The organism is Arthrobacter sp. UYEF20, assembly GCF_040546335.1.
GTDB lineage: Bacteria > Actinomycetota > Actinomycetes > Actinomycetales > Micrococcaceae > Arthrobacter.
Window position 1 is genome coordinate 1 of sequence record NZ_JBEPNP010000023.1, and the last position, 15,875, is coordinate 15,875.

A 15,875-nucleotide genomic window follows, 5' to 3' on the forward strand; every position below is an offset into this window, starting at 1 on the left:
AGGAAATACACGGTGCGGAAGAAGTTCACTCCGCGGACCTTGGCGTTGACCAGCAGCGCCATGATCAGGGCCACCCCGGCCTGCAGCGGGACCACGATGACGGCGAAGTGCCCAGGCATCAGAATGGATCCGGGAACAGGTGCAGGCCCGTTACGGCATCGACGTGAACAACACGGGAGCGGACGAGGCGTCCGTTTCCGAAGCCCTCGTCCGGGCACAGCAGGCCCGCTCCGAAGCCGAAAGTGAACGGCCTAAAGCCTCAGCTGCCCGCACCGATGAAGCAGTCGCCGCGGCCGCGGTTGCAGGCGCCAACCGACAGGACGGGGCGGCACAGAAAGCCGAGGCCGAGCCTGCCTACGACTCCCACGAGCGGCGTCAGCAGCTCGGCGAAAGCCTCGAAGGTAAGGGCGATCGCGAAGCGGTCAACTCCCGACTCCTGGCAGACAAACACCAAGCCGCGCCGGCGACGGCGGCCGTGGCCGACAAGCCCTCATGGGCAAAGACATCAAAGATGGCAAAGCAGAGCGGCAAGGGCAAGACACTGGAACGCGGCGGGCTCGAACGTTAGGACACGGCACGCAAGCCCGCCAAAAGGGCCGTGCCCGTCCAGATGACCAGGGCAACCAGATTGCCTAAGCTGGACCAGGGTGGAAGGGCCTAGGTGGCCGCGACATCCATCCGGGCATTGGTGGGAGCCACGACGAAGTTCGAGACGAAGCCTATAAGCAAAGCAAATCCAGCTGCACGCCACACAGTCTGTGAGCTTCGGGTGCTGCAGGTTGCCTTCGGTGTCGCCGGATCGCTGATGGTGCCCATCGTCAATGTAGTCGGCACCGGACAGGCTTCCACCGTTGTCTCTGTTGCCCTGCATCCGTGTTGTGGAATTGGCGAAGCTCCCGTCAAATAGCGGTTGACCGGAGCTTCGCGACAACTATGCCCAGAGGACCCTCGGGATTGCCTGTGAAAGAGACGTTGCCCGTTAGCGACCGTTCGATAGGTTTCACTTCGGCGGCCGGCTGTTCGGCCACCTGGGCGCGCACCAATTTACGACGCCGGCCAAAGATCGTTCGCAGACAGCGGAGGCGAGAGGCTTCATCAGCACGCTGTTCGGCAGTTTGTCGGCCCTGCATCGCCGGCGTGCGCCGGGAAGACCAGCCTGTGCCGCCGTGAACGTATTTGGCGCCGATGAGTCATGAGTACGGCGCTTTGAATGTGTTGAAGTCGGAATGCGAAGACCTCGGCTGCTGGGCAGGCTTCATGGACAGCCCGGCGACTGGACCGACTGGCCTCCGAAGTGCGTGGGGATCATACGCAGCAAGTCTGCCAACTATTTCAGGACCTACAGGGAGGATGCTTCCTGCAGTCCAAGTCCCCGGGTCTCGGGCGCCATGCGCAGGCTGACAAGGAACCCCACCAACGTGATGGCCGCTGCGATGAGCATGGTCGTTCCGATTCCGAGCTCCGTCAGTGAGAGGGGAACAAGGTAGGTTCCGGCCGCCGCCCCAATCCGGCTCAGCGACGATGCGAGCCCGACGGCGGTGCCCCGTACCTCGGTAGGGAAGAGCTCGTTGGGGTAGACCCATTGCAGGATTTGCGTTCCGCCAATGAAGAGCGCGTACGCGGCGAAGAGGATCATGGTCACGGCGGGAGGGGCCTGGGGAAAGACACCCAGCCCCAGCAGGGCAAGGCCGGACCACAGGAAACTGTGTAGGATCACCTTTCTGCGGCCGAGGCGGTTGATCAACAGGACGAACACCAGCGTCCCCAGCAGGAAGAGGACCGTGATGAACGCGGATCCGACGTTGGCCATGGATCCGCCAAGTCCGAGCGCGTCGAGGATCCTGGGGGCGAAGGCGTAGATCGCGAACAGCGGAATGATGGAACAGGTCCAGAAAACGGAAATGAAGAAGATACGCCCACCGTACCCGGACCGGAACAGGACGCTGGCATTCACTTGCTCGCCCGGGTCCGCGTCGAAGCTTTCCAGTCTCACGCCTTCACCGAAGACCTTGGCCACGACGGCTTTCGCTTCGTCCAAACGGCCCTTATTAGCCAGCCATCGGGGAGACTCCGGAGTGCCATGTCGGAGGATGAGGAAAAACGCGGCTGGTACGGTGGCGCTTGCCAGCATCCATCGCCACCCATCATGTCCCGCCTGTAGAAGCAACTCCCCTACGATGTAGGCAACCGCGGCGCCCACAAACCACATGACGATTAGGCTACCCACCAGTGGTCCCCGATATTTTCGCGGAGTGAACTCAACCAGCAGCGACGTTGCGATCGGATAGTCGGCGCCCACCGCAATGCCAATAAGGAGCCGGAGCACGAAAAGCCAAAGAGCATCCTGAACCCAAAACTGAAGAGCCGAGCACACGACGATCGCGGCGAGGTCGAGCGTGTAGAGGGTTTGCCGTCCGAACTTATCGGTCAGCCATCCGCCGAGGAATCCGCCAATGAAGATTCCTACGAGCGCGGAGGCGCCGATGAGGCCTTCCCAGTAGACCGTCAGTTCGAGTTGTGGAGCCGCTTGGACCAGGGCAATTCCGATGATGCTCAAGACGTAGCCATCAAGGAAGGGGCCGCCGGCTGAATAGACAGCCAGCCGTTTATGGAAACTGTTGAGGGGAAGGTCCTCTACGTTTACTGGTAGTGACATCACCTTGAGTGTCCTACAAAAAGACCGATCCTGACGAGATCGTTCCGGGCGATAGATGCCTAGCGTGGAACGAGGCGCTTCTCGAGGCGCTGGCGGGCGCTTGTCAGCGACTCCTTGGTCAGCTTGGTGGCGGCCTTGGCATCCCTTGCACGGGCGGCTTCCAGGATGGCGGGTTGCGGGGTCCAGAGGCTGTCGTCGTCGTGCTCGATTGCTTCTGTGGCACCTATGACTTTGTAGGGCCGGCACTGAAGCCAGAGGTTTTCAATGACGTCCATCAGGACCGGGTTGCCGCCTGCTGTGTACAAGGTGCGCAGCAGGTCTTCGTCGTCATCCAAGGCGTCCCACACGCGACGTTCTTTGACTGCTTTTTGCATACGGGCGCAGGCTGCCTCCATTCGGTCCACGTCAGCGTCAGAGACGTTGGCAGCTCCACGCCGGGCGGCCTCAATTTCCAATGTGGCCCGTACTTCGTAGATATGGATCAGTTCACCGACGGTAAATTCACGAACCACTGCGCCGCGGTGGGCGGCCACGCGTGTAGCAAGCCCGGTCTCTTCAAGGCGGCGGATGGCCTCCCGGACGGGCATCACGCTCGTGCCGACCATTTCTGCAACGTCCCGGACCCTTAAGGGGGAGCCGCCGGCCAATTCGCCGGTGAGAATGGCGGTGCGCAGGGCCTCATAGACTTGATCCGCTACAAGGGTGGGTGTGATCGAAAAGGCCGGAGAGGATCCGGACTGAGGCCCCACCAAGGCCTTCTTGATTTCCTGTTGTTGAGCAGCATCCGCTTTTTTTCCTGGCATGGGAACGATCCTATGGCGAGTCGTCCTGTTTTGCTCCCATTGCCGGTGTCGATGGCATGCAGACAGCGCTTGTTCCAAAAAATGTTCCTCCAAACTATTGCGTGATTTGTGATCACATATCTAAAATAGAACCAGAGGCGGAAAGCACGCCAGAGGGAATTCAAGAAAGCAGCAGCGGCACGCAGCCGCTGCCTCATCACCCGACAGAGGCCGGGCCCCAAGGACAAGACTTGTCCAAGACCACTAAGACCAGGAAACCGCAGCCATGAAGAAGCTGACAGCCCCAAGGAACACCCAGCAGCGTCTGCACTACGACGCACATCCGGCCCTGAAGCAGGAAGCCGCGGACCGGCGCACATGGACAGGTTGCGCCGGCGGAGAGTTTTCGCTGGACTGCCCGTTCTGCTGGAATCCTGAATCCAGCCGTGAGGGCATCGTGGTCGACCAACTGTGCTGATATCACTGAGGACAGAATGCCTGAACTTCACGCGGGCCCCGAACCGCATCATATGCTCCCGGGCAAACCATTTCCCGGCAGCCTTTCCGGAACGCGTGTGGCTGGCATCGCAGATCGCGTTGGGACGCCGGTATGGATCTACGATGCCGGCACCATCAGGGACCAAGTAGACCATCTTCGACACTTCGACGTGATCCGGTACGCGCAAAAGGCAGGCTCGAACATCCACATCCTTCGCCTCATGCGCGAACTGGGCGTGCTGGTAGATGCCGTGTCTGCTGGCGAGGTTCACAGGGCGTTGACCGCCGGATACATGCCAGGCACTGCTGAGGAGCAGATCGTCTTTACGGCAGATTTGCTGGACCTCGAAGCACTGAAGCTGGTGGCTGACCGACGGATACCTGTGAACGCCGGTTCGCCGAAAATGCTGGAACAGTTGGGAAGGGTCTCGCCCGGACACCCCGTGTGGCTCAGGATCAACCCGGGATTTGGACATGGTCATAGCCGCAAGACGAACACAGGTGGCGATCACAGCAAGCACGGCATCTGGCACGAGCGTCTGGGAGAAACCCTGGGCCTGGTGGACCTTCACGGGCTTAAGCTTGTGGGCTTCCATATGCACATCGGCTCCGGCGTGGACTACTCCCATCTCGAGCAGGTGTGTGATGCCATGGTTGAGCAGGTCAAGCGACATGGCCGGGACCTTGAGGCGATATCGGCCGGAGGCGGCCTCTCCATTCCTTACGCTCCGGACGACCCGACTGCGGACACCGAGCGGTACTTCAATGCATGGGACGCCGCGAGGCATGAGATCAGTGACTACTTGGGCCACAGCGTCAGGCTGGAAATTGAACCAGGACGGTTCCTCGTGGCGGAGTCAGGAGTTCTGGCCTCAGAAGTCAGGGCGAAAAAGCAGGTTGCCCACAACCGATTCCTGCTGGTTGACGCGGGTTTCAACGACCTCGTCCGGCCGGCCATGTATGGTAGCGGGCACCAAGTGACCATCCTTGCGCCTGACGGATCACACTGCTCAGGCCCGCTATCCAATGTCGTCCTTGCCGGGCCGCTTTGCGAGGCCGGCGACGTCTTTACGCAGTCCGACTCGGGCGACGTTCAGGCCATGCAGCTGCCCGAAGCCGTCATGGGCGATCTGGCGGTTTTCCATGACACCGGCGCCTACGGCTCCAGCATGTCGTCAAACTACAATTCCCGCCCGCTGATACCGGAGGTCCTTGTCGACGGCGACAGCACGACGCTGATACGACGTCGCCAAACGGTTCGCGAACTTATCAGCCTCGAAACGGAGGCGCCGGGTCAGCTTCGCTGAATCCCCTGCTTCTCTAACAGGAAAGGTTGCCTCCGGCACGGCAATGCCGGGCTGGAGGCAACCTTCATAAAACTGGTTACAATTCTGGCCCGTATCCACCTCCGCCCGCGGTCTGAATGGACAGGCCATCGCCCGAGGTGAGTTCCGACGTCGACATCGCTTCCAACTCCCGGACTTTGCCGTCTGCGGCCAGCCGCACCACTGCGGGGTGTCCGGGGCTGCCGCCTTCGAGGCCCCACGGCCCTTCGGCAACCCTGCCGGTGGCAACGACGGCGGTGGCGCGTCCACGGGTGAGCGTCAGTTCGCGGATGAGACCGTCGCCGCCTCGGTGGCGACCATTCCCGCCGGTGCCCCGCGCAACCGCATAGCGCTCGACGCGTAGCGGATATTCGCGTTCGATAACCTCGCAGGGAGTGTTTCGTGTGTTGGTCATGTGCGTGTGGGTGGCGTCCGCACCTGCCTGGGAGGGGAGGGCTCCTTGGCCTCCGCCGTAAGTCTCCACGTAGGAGAAGTACCTGCCCGTGACGTCATCCTGGCCGCCCACCGTGAGAATGCTCATGCTGCCGCTGGAGGCTGCAGGGACGATGCCAGGGGCGAACGAGTGGAAGGCGCCGAGCAGAACGTCCACGATTCGTTGGGACGTCTGGGTGTTGCCATTGGCCACTGGTGCCGGGAAAACGGCCGAGACCAGGGAACCGGGACGGGTAGTGACAGTAATGGGGGCCATCAAGCCCGCGTTGGACGGCAGCGTCGGGTCCGCCAGGAGTTTTACGACATAGGCCACACATGCCTCGGCCACCGCATAGGAGCAATTCATGGCGCCGCGGACCTGGTCTGCCGTCTCGGACAGGTCAACCCGCAGTTCGTCGCCGATCTTTTCCACAGTGGCGATGATCGGGATCTGAATCTTGCGTACGCCGTCGTGCTCGAGGTAGTCCACGAACCGTCCCCGTCCATCGGGCAAGGATGCCAGCGCGGCCCTGGTCCGCCGTTCGGCGTACTCGATCAGCGCATCCGTGGCCGCCGAGAAATGCCCGGATCCCCAGTCCTCGACCAATTCGAGCACGCGGCGCGCTCCGAGCCGGTTGGCGGATACCTGAGCCATGAGGTCCCCGCGGGTTTTGTCTGCCGTTCGGACATTGGTGAGCATGAGTGCCAGGATGTCCTCGCACATTTCGCCCTCGCTGATCAGGCGAATCGGGGGAATCCGGAGTCCTTCCTGGAAGATCTCGGTGGCATGCGTCGCCATGGAACCAGGGGTAATGCCGCCGACGTCCACATGGTGTGCCATGTTCGCGACCACGGCGAGCAGCTCTTGGCCGCGGAACACTGGAGTGATGACGCAAGTGTCGGGAAGGTGGGAGCCTCCCAGGTAGGGGTTGTTAGTGATCAGGACATCCCCGGGGCGCAGCCTGTCGGCGCCGAATTCCTCGAGCGCCCGTCGGATCAGGGTGGGCATGAGTCCAAGGTGTAGGGGGATGTGTTCGGCTTGCGCGATGAGATGGCCGTTGGGGCGGTAGAGCCCGGCCGAGCAATCCCTGCGGTCCTTGATGTTGGGGGAGTAGGAGGTTCGGATCAGCGCCATGCCCACCTCTTCGGCGATGGATTCGAGCCGGTTCCTGGCGATTTCGAGATCGACGGCGTTGAGGGTTTGGGTCGGGTCGGGGACCAGCAGTTCCTGAACAGTCACAGTGCTGCCTCCTTCGTGTAGATGTGGAGGAAGCCGAAGTGATCAGTGCGGCATTCCTGTTCGGGGTTGACCACGATGGTCGAGTCGAACTGCTCGATGATGAGAGGACCCGCGACGGCCTGCCCTTGGGCCAAGTGGGAGCGGTGGTAGATGGGCGTATCCCTCCATTCGCCAGAGAAGTACACAGAGCGGCTGGAGACCGGGACCCCGTGTTCAGCGACTGTGTATTCGGACAGCCTGTCTGCGGTGGCCGAAGGATCGATGGCGGTGACCCTGACTGCCACGATTTCCATCTCGGCGTCGGAGTCGGCAAAACCGTACCGTTCTGCATGGGAGGCATCCAGGGACGAACGGACCACGCTGAAGTCGGGGGAATATGCCACCGTCAGTTCGTAGCTCTGGCCAACGTACCGGGCGTCCAGGAACCGGAGCAGTTTCACCGGAGACTTGCCGCGTTCAAGCTGCTCACGGCCGGCTGTCTCCAGGCTGAGGAACCGCGCTTCGAGATCATCCATTTCCTGCGGGCTGCGGATGAGGGTGCTGGCGGAGAAATCGTGCCGGACCGGTGCACCCAGCATTCCTACTGCCGAAGCGATACCAGGCATGGGAGGTACGACGGCGGACTTCATGCCCATCTCCACGACGAGATCTGCGCCGTGGAGCGGTCCCGCTCCGCCGAATGCCATGAGGTCGCAGCCGCGGATGTCGATGCCCCGCTCGATGCTGACCTTGCGCACGCCGCGGGCCATGTTGGAGTTGATGACACGGATGATGCCTTCGGCTGTTTCCTCCGTGGAGAGTCCCAGTTCCTGTCCGAATTCCTGCATCCGTTCCCTGGCCGCAGTGACGTCCAGCTTCAGGCGGCCACCCAGCAGGGCCTCGCCGAGCCGGCCCAGGACGGCATGGGCGTCCGTGACGGTCAGTTCGGTGCCACCGCGTGAGTAACAGATGGGACCTGGCGTGGCTCCTGCGCTTTGCGGTCCGACGCGGAGTCCGCCGCCGGAATCGCGCCAGGCAATGGAGCCGCCGCCGGCGCCGATGGTGTGGACGTCCACGGTTGGTAGCCTCAGCGGCAGGCCTCCGATTTCGCCCGAGATGATTTCTTCGGGGCTGCCGTCGCGGATCAGGGCGATGTCGGTGCTGGTCCCACCGATGTCGAAGCTGACCACCATGGGGAGATCCAGTTGGCTGGCCCATGATGCTGCGCCCACCACGCCGCCGGCGAGGCCTGACAGCACCGTGCGTGCGCTTTGGCTTCTTGCCGTTTCCGGGCTGAGCAGGCCGCCATTGGACTGCATGATCCACAGTTCAGAGTTGGCTGCCGTTTCCTCCACCTTGGTTTCGAGCCGCCCAATGTAGCTGTCGATCTTGGGCTGGACGTAGCCGTTGATCACGGCCGTGGATGTCCTTTCGAACTCACGGATTTCCGGGGAAATGTCGGTGGCCGCCACCACCAGGGGAACAGCTCCGGACTTCCGCAGGAAGGCACTTATCAGCCGCTCGTGATCGGGATTCGTGTAGGCATTGATCAGCGAGACGATGACGACGTCCAGCCCCGCGGCCTTGATGGCTGCAGCCAGTTCCACCAACGCGTCCTCGGTGGGGATGGTGAGGGGCTCGCCCTCGGCTGAGATTCGTTCGTGGACCTCCCAGACATCTTGGTGGTGGACCAAGGGGGTGGTGCGGCGCACCGTCTGATCGTAGAGGGAAGGCCGGGTTTGGTAACCGATGTCCAGAATGTCCTTGAAACCCCGGGTGGTGACCAGGCCCACGCGTGCGCCGGTCCTGGTGATGACAGTGTTGGTTGCGACGGTTGTTCCGTGGATGAGCCGGCTGACGTTCTCTGCGTCCACCTCCATCTGTTCCAGGGCTCCCGAGATTCCGCTGATGACCGCTTCGTCCGGGGCGTGGGGTGTGGAGGAGACTTTCCAGACGAAGATGCTTCCGTCAGGGCGTCGAACGGCTACGTCGGTGAATGTTCCGCCGGTATCTACGGCAATCTGGTGATCTTCGGGCAATACAGTGGTCATGGGGTCCTACTTCTCGCTCGTGGAGCTGGTAAGCGTGGGTTCTGTGGCCGTGGTGTGTTCGGCAGGAAGTGGGTCCTCGAGGATGTTCTTGTTCCGAGTCTCGGGAAGCATGGTCAAAGCGACGCAGCCCAGTAAGGCGCCGATCGCTCCGACCCACAGCACTGCCTGTCCGAGGCCGATGGCTGCGCCGAGGGTTCCCACGGTGAGTGGGCCGAAGGCGGCGATGGCGCGTCCCACGTTGTAGGCAAATGCCTGGCCGGTGGCCCTCATGGCCGTGGGGAAGAGTTCAGCCAAGTAGGAACCGGTGCCGCCTGCCTGTCCGGAGGCGAAGAAGCCGAGGACGAAAGTTACGGCCAAGCCGATTTCAGGCTGGGCAATTGGCGTCAGGACGAAGAGGGCGATGCTTGCGGCGGACCCGAGGAAGAAGATGAGGAATGTTGGGCGGCGGCCAATAGCGTCGTGGATGACTCCCGAAGCCAGGTAACCAACGAATGACCCGGCGATGGCAACCCACGTGTAATTGGCGGTTCCGATGACCGACATTCCGCGTTCGGTCTTGAGGAACAGTGGAAGGAAGACGAACACTGAGTAGTAGATTCCCTGGATTCCCACCCCAAGGAGCGTTGCGAAGAGGGTGATCTTGAGCTGCTTGGCGCTGAAGAGCGGCGAGAAGCTTCCCTTCTTGCTGCTGCGCGACGTCACGTGCACGGCGTCCTTGGTGGTCCTTCGGATGAGGAATGCGGCCAGGGCGGGCAGCACGCCACAGACAAACAGGTATCGCCAAGCGACCTCTGAGGGTGCCACGGTGAACATGAACAGGTAGGCGGCTGTCGAGACGGCCCAGCCAATGGCGTAGCAACTTTGGACGAAGGCAAGGGCTTTGCCCCGGTTCTTTGGATTTGCGTACTCGGCCACAAGAGCGGCGCCAACGGCCCACTCGCCGCCGAACGTGACGCCCTCCAGAATGCGCCAAATCAGGAACTGGGTTGAGTCTTGCGAGGTGGCTGTCAGTGCAGTGAAGATGCTGTAGCCCAGGATGACCCAGGTGAGCACCCGGACGCGGCCGAACCTGTCAGCCAACGCTCCGCAGACAACGCCACCGAAGGCGGAGGCGACGATGCTTAATGCGGTCACCCATCCGGCGGAAGCGGTGGTCATGTTGAGGGCGGGGAGCGCGGCGGTGAGTGCAAAGCCGTACATGGTCCAAGTGAAGCCATCCAGGCCCCAACCCATGCCGGCTGCAGTTATTGCCCGTCGCTTCATTTTTTGATCCGTTGTGACGCCGTTGTCAGGGACGCTTGTTGTGGGGTTCATGGCACCTCCATTTTTAGTATACGAACCGAATACTAAAATACTGTGGCCTGCATCACGAAGCAAGGGGTGTGCGGATAAAAGTCGTTGGAGTCCTGCAGCGTGACGCTCTCGTCATCAGGCTGATCCCGGGTTTCGAGGCATTCGTGGCAGCATGGAGACATGCCCAAGCGACACCGCAGTTCCATGGATCAAGCCGCCGCTGAGATCCGTTCCCGCATACTCGACCTTCGCCTGATGCCGGGCGAGAAACTCGACGACATCGGCCTTGCCGAAGACATCGGGCTGAGTCGAACCCCTGTACGGGAAGCGCTGTTCCAGCTCAGTTCCGAGGGCCTCATTGAAGTCGGGCTCCGGGGCGGATTTACTGTGAGGGGGCTGGAACTCGTGGACATCCGCGAGCTCTTCGAAGCCCACCAGGTGCTGGCCCGTTGTGTATCCAGACTTGTGGCTGTGCGCGCCACACCCGAGGATCTGGACCGTCTGGCAGCAGCATCCCTTGCCGTTGATCGTGCAGTGGAATCTGAAGACCCGGGGGACATTGCTTCCACCAACGCACTGTTGCACCGGCTGGAGGCTGAAATTGCCCGCAACGGGTACCTTGAAATGCTCGCGGGCCGGGTACACGGGCTGGGGCAGCGGTTGTCCTACCTCAGTTTCGGGGGCAAAGGCCTCGCGGAGGAAGGCTTGAAGGCGCATTACCAAAAGGCTTGCCATGATCACGCGGACAGCCTTGAGGCGTACCGCAGAAGGGACGCGGATACGGCGGAGAAAATCGCAGCCCGGCACGTCGCGTTGTTCCGCGGGCGCATCATGGACTTCCTCGCCAGCGGGGCATTGGATGGAGTATCGCTGGACAGCCTCGCCGTCGAGGGCGATTGATTCTCTGACGACGCTGGCGCCCTCGCTGCGCGGTGCCGCCGTCGGCGACCCTAAGAAAAGCTGGCGCCCGCGTCAGGCGGGTGCAGCCACGTGGCTGAGGTCCGCGGCTGTCTGGCGCGTGCTGTTGAGGAACCGGGAACGTGCATCCTCTGTGGCGGCGCGCTCGAGGGGAACCATGGTGGTGACGACACCGGCGAGGCTGTTTGTCTCGCTGAAGACGGGGGCGCTGACGCCCCAAACGCCGGGTGCGAGGGCGCCGGAGCTGGTTGCGTAGCCGCGCTCCCGGATATTTGAGAGGTCGGCACTGATGGTGGCTTCTTCTTCCCTGCTCAGGAAATGGCTGGCAAGAATCTCGTCGCTTTCCTCATCCGGCAAGAATGCAAGGATGGCTCGTGCACTTGCCCCATTCAAGAGGGGGCGGGAGCGTCCGGCAGCGTAGCTGCAACTGAGGATGTGGGTGCTTTCCACCGATTCGACGCAGAGGGCTTCGCGGCTGCTCTGCACCAGGTAGGCGGCCAGTTCGCCGGTTTCACGCGACAACTCCTCCAACCTCTGTCTTACCAAACCCTGTGCCAGAGCCTCCTGGTGGTAGTTGTCCGCTAGCCGAATCACTTCAGGTCCGGCCGAGTAGCGGCCGATGACCTGGCTTTCCACCACGAATCCCGCTTGCAGCAAGGTCTGCAGGTGCCGGTAGACGGTGGATGTGGGAAGCCGGAGAAGGCCCGAAATCTGCGTGCTGCTGAGGCTGCGGTGACGGGCGAAGAGGAGCAGGATGGACATCGCCGTTCCGCGTTCGTCCCGCCGTTTGGGGGATGCCGCCAGCGCGGTCTGGCTTGACGGGATGGCCTTTCGGGTGAGGATTCGTTTCTTCATGGGAGAACTTCCGAGGCTGTGTGGAAGGCCGGAGGGGGCAGCAGCCGCCGCCTGGGCATACTCAGGCGGCGGCTGCTGGAGAGCCGTTGGGAACGTTGCGAGGGACCCGACGGCGGTTGGAGGCTGAGTGCGCCAAAGCGCACCCGGCCGGTCAGGGGAGGCCCCGTCAGTGGGGCCGCGGTTTTTTACTGGGCGAGGTACGGCTGCCGCCATTCGCTGGACGGCGAGAAGTTCTCGTGGATGAACCGGCCGCTAAGCCACCGCTGCAGGGCCAGCCGGGAACCGGCCTTGTCATTGGTGCCGGAGCCGCGGCCGCCGCCAAAGGCGACCTGTCCCATGAGGGCGCCGGTGGGCTTGTCGTTGATGTACGTCATGCCCGAGGCGTTGCGGAGCTTGTCCAGGGCAAGCGAGACGGCGCGACGGTCATTGGCAAAGATGGACAGGGTCAGGGCATAGTTGCTGGTCTGGTCCACCAGGTCCAGGACGGACTCCCACTCGTTGTCCTCGTAAACGTAGACCGTCAGGATGGGGCCGAAGAACTCTTCGCTCATGGTGAAGGCGTGCGGATCGGTGGTCTCGAAGATCGTGGGTTCGACGAACCACCCCTCTTCGGCGTGGACGCTGCCGCCGGCCAGGAGGGTGTGGCTCGGAAGGGCCTTGGCTTTCTCGAGGGCACCTTCCAGTTTGCGGAGCGAGGTCTCGTCGATGACTGCTCCGAGGAACGTCTCGTGCTCGGCCACATCGCCCACGCGGAGCGACTTGACGGTCTCGACGAGTTCGTCCTTGATCTGGGTCCAGATGCTGCGCGGGATGTAGGTGCGTGATGCCGCGGAGCACTTCTGGCCCGAGTACTCGAAGCCACTCCGAACCAGGGCAGCGCGCAGGGCATCGGCGTCGGCGCTCGGGTGTGCCACCACAGCGTTCTTGCCACCCGTTTCGCCTACCAGGCGGGGGAAGGAGCGGTACTGGTCGATGTTGTCACCGGCTTTTTTCCAGAGGCTGCGGAACACGTCCGTGGAACCCGTGAAGGTCAGGCCCGCAAAGTCCGGGTGGCTCATCGCCTGGTCGGAGATCGCACGGCCCGAGCCGTGGACGAGGTTGATCACACCTGGCGGAACGCCGGCTTCCTCGAACATCCGCATAAGGACGTCATTGCTGAGGGCCGCCTTCTCGGAGGGCTTCCAGACAACGGTGTTTCCCATGAGTGCGGCAGTGGTGGGAAGGTTGCTGGCAATGGCGGTGAAGTTGAACGGGGTGATGGCCAGGACGAAGCCTTCCAGGCCGCGCTGGTCCAGCGAGTTGCCTTCGCCCTGCAGGGACTCGGGCTGATCAGCGAAGATCTGCTGGGCGAGGTGGGCGTTGTAGCGGAAGAAGTCCGCCACTTCGCTGGCGGCGTCGATCTCTGCCTGGTGGAACGTCTTGGACTGCCCGAGCATGGTGGTGGCTACCAGTTCGTCCCGGTACTTGCCGGCGGCCAGGTTTCCGGCGCGCAGGAAGATCGCGGCGCGTTCCCACCAGGGAGTCCGGGACCAGTCGTGCTGGGCGGCCAGGGCTGCGTCGATCGCAGACTGGACCACTGCCTCATCGGCCGTGGGGATGCGGCCCAATACCTGGGAGTGGCGGTGGGGAGCTGTGACGTTGCGCAGCTCCCCGGTCATGGAGCGTACCCCGTTGATGACGTGGGGCAGGTCGCGGACGCTGGATGAGACCTCGGCGATCATCTTCTTGACCGAGGCCGCCTCCGGTGAGCCGGGACGGAATTCCCGCGACGGCTCGTTATAGGGCGTAGGGACCTTGAAGTTTCCAGTAACGCTGACAGATTGGGTGGACATTATCTGGGTTTCTCCTTTTGGACGTTCCCGGGCCGGGGCCGCGGGTTGGTTATTGGATTTCGAGCCGCAGCTCCAGCCGGCGCAGCGCGCTGGCCAGGGAGTCCGCGGTGATGGTGGCGGCTGCGGCAGTGTCGCCGTCGAGTAGTGCCTGAACCAAGGCTGGTTGCGGAGTCCAGAGCGTGCTGTCGTTCTTGGCAAGGGCCTCCGTTGCGCCGATCACCTTGTAGGGCCGGCACTGGAGCCACAGCTGTTCGATGGTGCTGACGAGGACGGGATTGCCCGAACCCCGGTACAGGGTCCGGAGCACATCCTCATCCAGGTCCAGGGCGTCAATGATGTGCCCTTCGGCAACGGCCTTCTGCATCCTGCCGCACGTGGCTTCCATCTCCCGCAGGCTACTTCGGCTGACATGGGGAGCTCCCTGCGTGGCAGCCTGCACCTCGAGGATGGTCCGTACGTCGTAAATGTGGATCAGTTCAGTGGCAGTGAACGTCCTGACCACCGCACCCTTGTGGGGGATGCGGGTGGCCAACCCTGCTTCTTCCAGGCGGCGGATGGCCTCCCGGACCGGCATGACGCTGGTGCCCACCATGGCCGCCAGGTCGCGGACCCGAAGGGGTGACCCGGATTCCAAAGTGCCAGTCAGTATGGCGTTCTCCAGGACCTCATAGACCTGGTCAGCCACCAGCGTGGGGGTGACTGGACTCGTCATTTGAAGGCTCATGGACATCTCCGTTTCTAACTGCACGCCCGTAATTCTGATATGTGATCACATTCAGTCTACGGCAATCCCAGATCAGCCTCCGATCAGGGATCGAAGGAAAAGCAGCAGGTTGGCTGGCTTCTCAGCCATTCGGCGCATCAGGTACGGGTACCACTGCGTTCCATAGGGGAGGTACACGCGGACGCGGTATCCGTCGCGGACCAACTCATCCTGCAACTTCCTCCGGACTCCGTACAGCATCTGGAACTCGAAGCTTCGCTTGTCCAGTCCAAACTCGGCTGCGGTTTCCTTGATGACGTCGATGCAGGTGTCGTCGTGGGTTCCGAAGGCCGGGTCCGGCAGGTGCCGCAGCGCCCAGCGGGAGAGATACTTGTACTGCTCGGTGACCTCGTCCGCATCGCACAGTGCAGCGGAGGAGGACTCGTCAAAGGCGCCTTTGACAAGACGGATCCGGGGCTTGATTTCTGTAAAGGACAAAAGATCCTCGGGCGTTTGGCGCATGTTCGCCTGAATCGCGACCCGGGTATTCGGGTGGTCCGGAAGAATGCTCCTGTAAATAGCAAGCGTTTCCCGGCCCACCGAGCTGTGCTCCATATCCACCTCAACGGTCGCCCCGTGAGTCGCCGCTGCGTTGAGGAGCGCCTTCAGGTTGTTCGCACATTCCTGGGGGTCGATCATGATGCCCAGTTGCGAAAGCTTCACCGAGACGGTCGAGCCAGGAGCCTGGCCCCGGATGTTCTCGATGGCGCCCTGATATTCCTGGGTGGCAGCCTTGGACTGGGCAAGGTGGTGGACCGACTCGCCCAAAAGGTCCAGGCTGACATCAATACCTGCCTGATTCAGGGCCTTCGTGGCAGTCCAGGCTTCTTCCAGTCCGCGTCCCGCAACATACCGGTCAACGATGGGGCGGGTCAGCCGGTTGCGCGTGGCAATGGCTTCAAGTTTCTTATTCTCTGCGACATGCAGGAGAAGTCTGTTCGGCATAGCTGTACTTCCTAAGAGTCGCCGCGGCGGGACCGCGGTTCCCGGCTGCCGGCCATTCCCTGGATGCGGGGACCGGGCACTTAATGTGGCCCAACTCTCTTTCGAGTGTTGTTCAAACCACAGTAGCTTGTGATCACAAATCACACAATGGCTAGTTTTCAATTTCATGAAAAAGACGTTCGGGGCTTGAGGGCAGGGGCGTTTCCGTGCTTAGCTCTCTGCTACCACCGGCTTCACATGGATGATGAGCCTGCATCGGCGCGGGTCATGAAACAGGTGGTTGTCCGACCCTTTCGAGTTCGTTTG

At 62.2% G+C, this 15,875-nt stretch carries 13 protein-coding genes; 4 read left to right on the forward strand and 9 right to left on the reverse strand.

The annotated features are described in order from the left end of the window. The first annotated feature begins 139 nt into the window (after positions 1-139). Complete coding sequence (locus ABIB26_RS19755) at positions 140-568, forward strand: hypothetical protein (protein ID WP_354247061.1); 429 nt, start codon at positions 140-142, stop codon at positions 566-568. Positions 569-1,339: 771 nt separating this feature from the next. On the opposite strand, the gene ABIB26_RS19760 is transcribed toward ABIB26_RS19755, so the two are convergent. Then, positions 1,340-2,656: an MFS transporter gene (locus ABIB26_RS19760; RefSeq protein WP_354247064.1), complete on the reverse strand. Its 1,317-nt coding sequence runs from the start codon at positions 2,654-2,656 to the stop codon at positions 1,340-1,342. A 59-nt stretch (positions 2,657-2,715) separates the two neighbouring features. After that, a complete protein-coding gene (locus ABIB26_RS19765; protein ID WP_354247068.1) occupies positions 2,716-3,459 on the reverse strand; it encodes a GntR family transcriptional regulator in 744 nt (247 codons plus the stop codon). Between the two features lie 265 nt (positions 3,460-3,724). On the opposite strand from ABIB26_RS19765, the gene ABIB26_RS19770 reads away from it, so the two are divergent. Next, entirely contained in the window at positions 3,725-3,916 is a 192-nt protein-coding gene (locus ABIB26_RS19770; protein ID WP_354247071.1) for a hypothetical protein, read from the forward strand. A 16-nt stretch (positions 3,917-3,932) separates the two neighbouring features. After that, positions 3,933-5,243, forward strand: coding sequence for a diaminopimelate decarboxylase (lysA, locus tag ABIB26_RS19775; RefSeq protein ID WP_354247074.1), 1,311 nt, complete (start codon positions 3,933-3,935; stop codon positions 5,241-5,243). Positions 5,244-5,319: 76 nt separating this feature from the next. Here the strand turns inward: lysA and ABIB26_RS19780 are convergent, their stop codons facing one another. Genes ABIB26_RS19780 through ABIB26_RS19790 form a run of 3 tightly spaced genes read right to left on the reverse strand, consistent with a single transcriptional unit; the run spans position 5,320 to position 10,277 of the window. Then, a complete protein-coding gene (locus tag ABIB26_RS19780) occupies positions 5,320-6,933 on the reverse strand; it encodes a hydantoinase B/oxoprolinase family protein (protein ID WP_354247076.1) in 1,614 nt (537 codons plus the stop codon). Then, entirely contained in the window at positions 6,930-8,963 is a 2,034-nt protein-coding gene (locus ABIB26_RS19785) for a hydantoinase/oxoprolinase family protein (protein ID WP_354247079.1), read from the reverse strand. The genes ABIB26_RS19780 and ABIB26_RS19785 overlap by 4 nt, the downstream gene beginning before the upstream one ends. Positions 8,964-8,969: 6 nt before the next feature. Then, on the reverse strand, positions 8,970-10,277 hold the full coding sequence (locus tag ABIB26_RS19790; RefSeq protein ID WP_354247082.1) for an MFS transporter: 1,308 nt from the start codon (positions 10,275-10,277) through the stop codon (positions 8,970-8,972). A gap of 159 nt (positions 10,278-10,436) precedes the next feature. Here ABIB26_RS19790 and ABIB26_RS19795 point away from each other — a divergent pair, with 159 nt between their 5' ends. Beyond that, on the forward strand, positions 10,437-11,156 hold the full coding sequence (locus tag ABIB26_RS19795) for a GntR family transcriptional regulator (RefSeq protein WP_354247085.1): 720 nt from the start codon (positions 10,437-10,439) through the stop codon (positions 11,154-11,156). A gap of 72 nt (positions 11,157-11,228) precedes the next feature. Here ABIB26_RS19795 and ABIB26_RS19800 read toward each other — a convergent pair whose 3' ends face one another. The 4 genes from ABIB26_RS19800 to ABIB26_RS19815 all read right to left on the reverse strand — a co-directional run bounded on the left by ABIB26_RS19800 (position 11,229) and on the right by ABIB26_RS19815 (position 15,569). Beyond that, positions 11,229-12,029 carry an IclR family transcriptional regulator gene (locus ABIB26_RS19800; protein ID WP_354247087.1) on the reverse strand — a complete coding sequence of 267 codons (801 nt, stop codon included), beginning with the start codon at positions 12,027-12,029 and terminating at the stop codon, positions 11,229-11,231. A 185-nt stretch (positions 12,030-12,214) separates the two neighbouring features. Next, entirely contained in the window at positions 12,215-13,861 is a 1,647-nt protein-coding gene (gene pruA, locus ABIB26_RS19805) for an L-glutamate gamma-semialdehyde dehydrogenase (protein ID WP_354247090.1), read from the reverse strand. Positions 13,862-13,910: 49 nt separating this feature from the next. Next, positions 13,911-14,585 (reverse strand): GntR family transcriptional regulator, encoded by a 675-nt coding sequence (locus ABIB26_RS19810; protein ID WP_354247092.1) that lies wholly within the window; start codon positions 14,583-14,585, stop codon positions 13,911-13,913. Positions 14,586-14,657: 72 nt separating this feature from the next. Continuing rightward, positions 14,658-15,569 (reverse strand): proline dehydrogenase family protein, encoded by a 912-nt coding sequence (locus ABIB26_RS19815; protein ID WP_354247095.1) that lies wholly within the window; start codon positions 15,567-15,569, stop codon positions 14,658-14,660. Positions 15,570-15,875 lie beyond the last annotated feature (306 nt).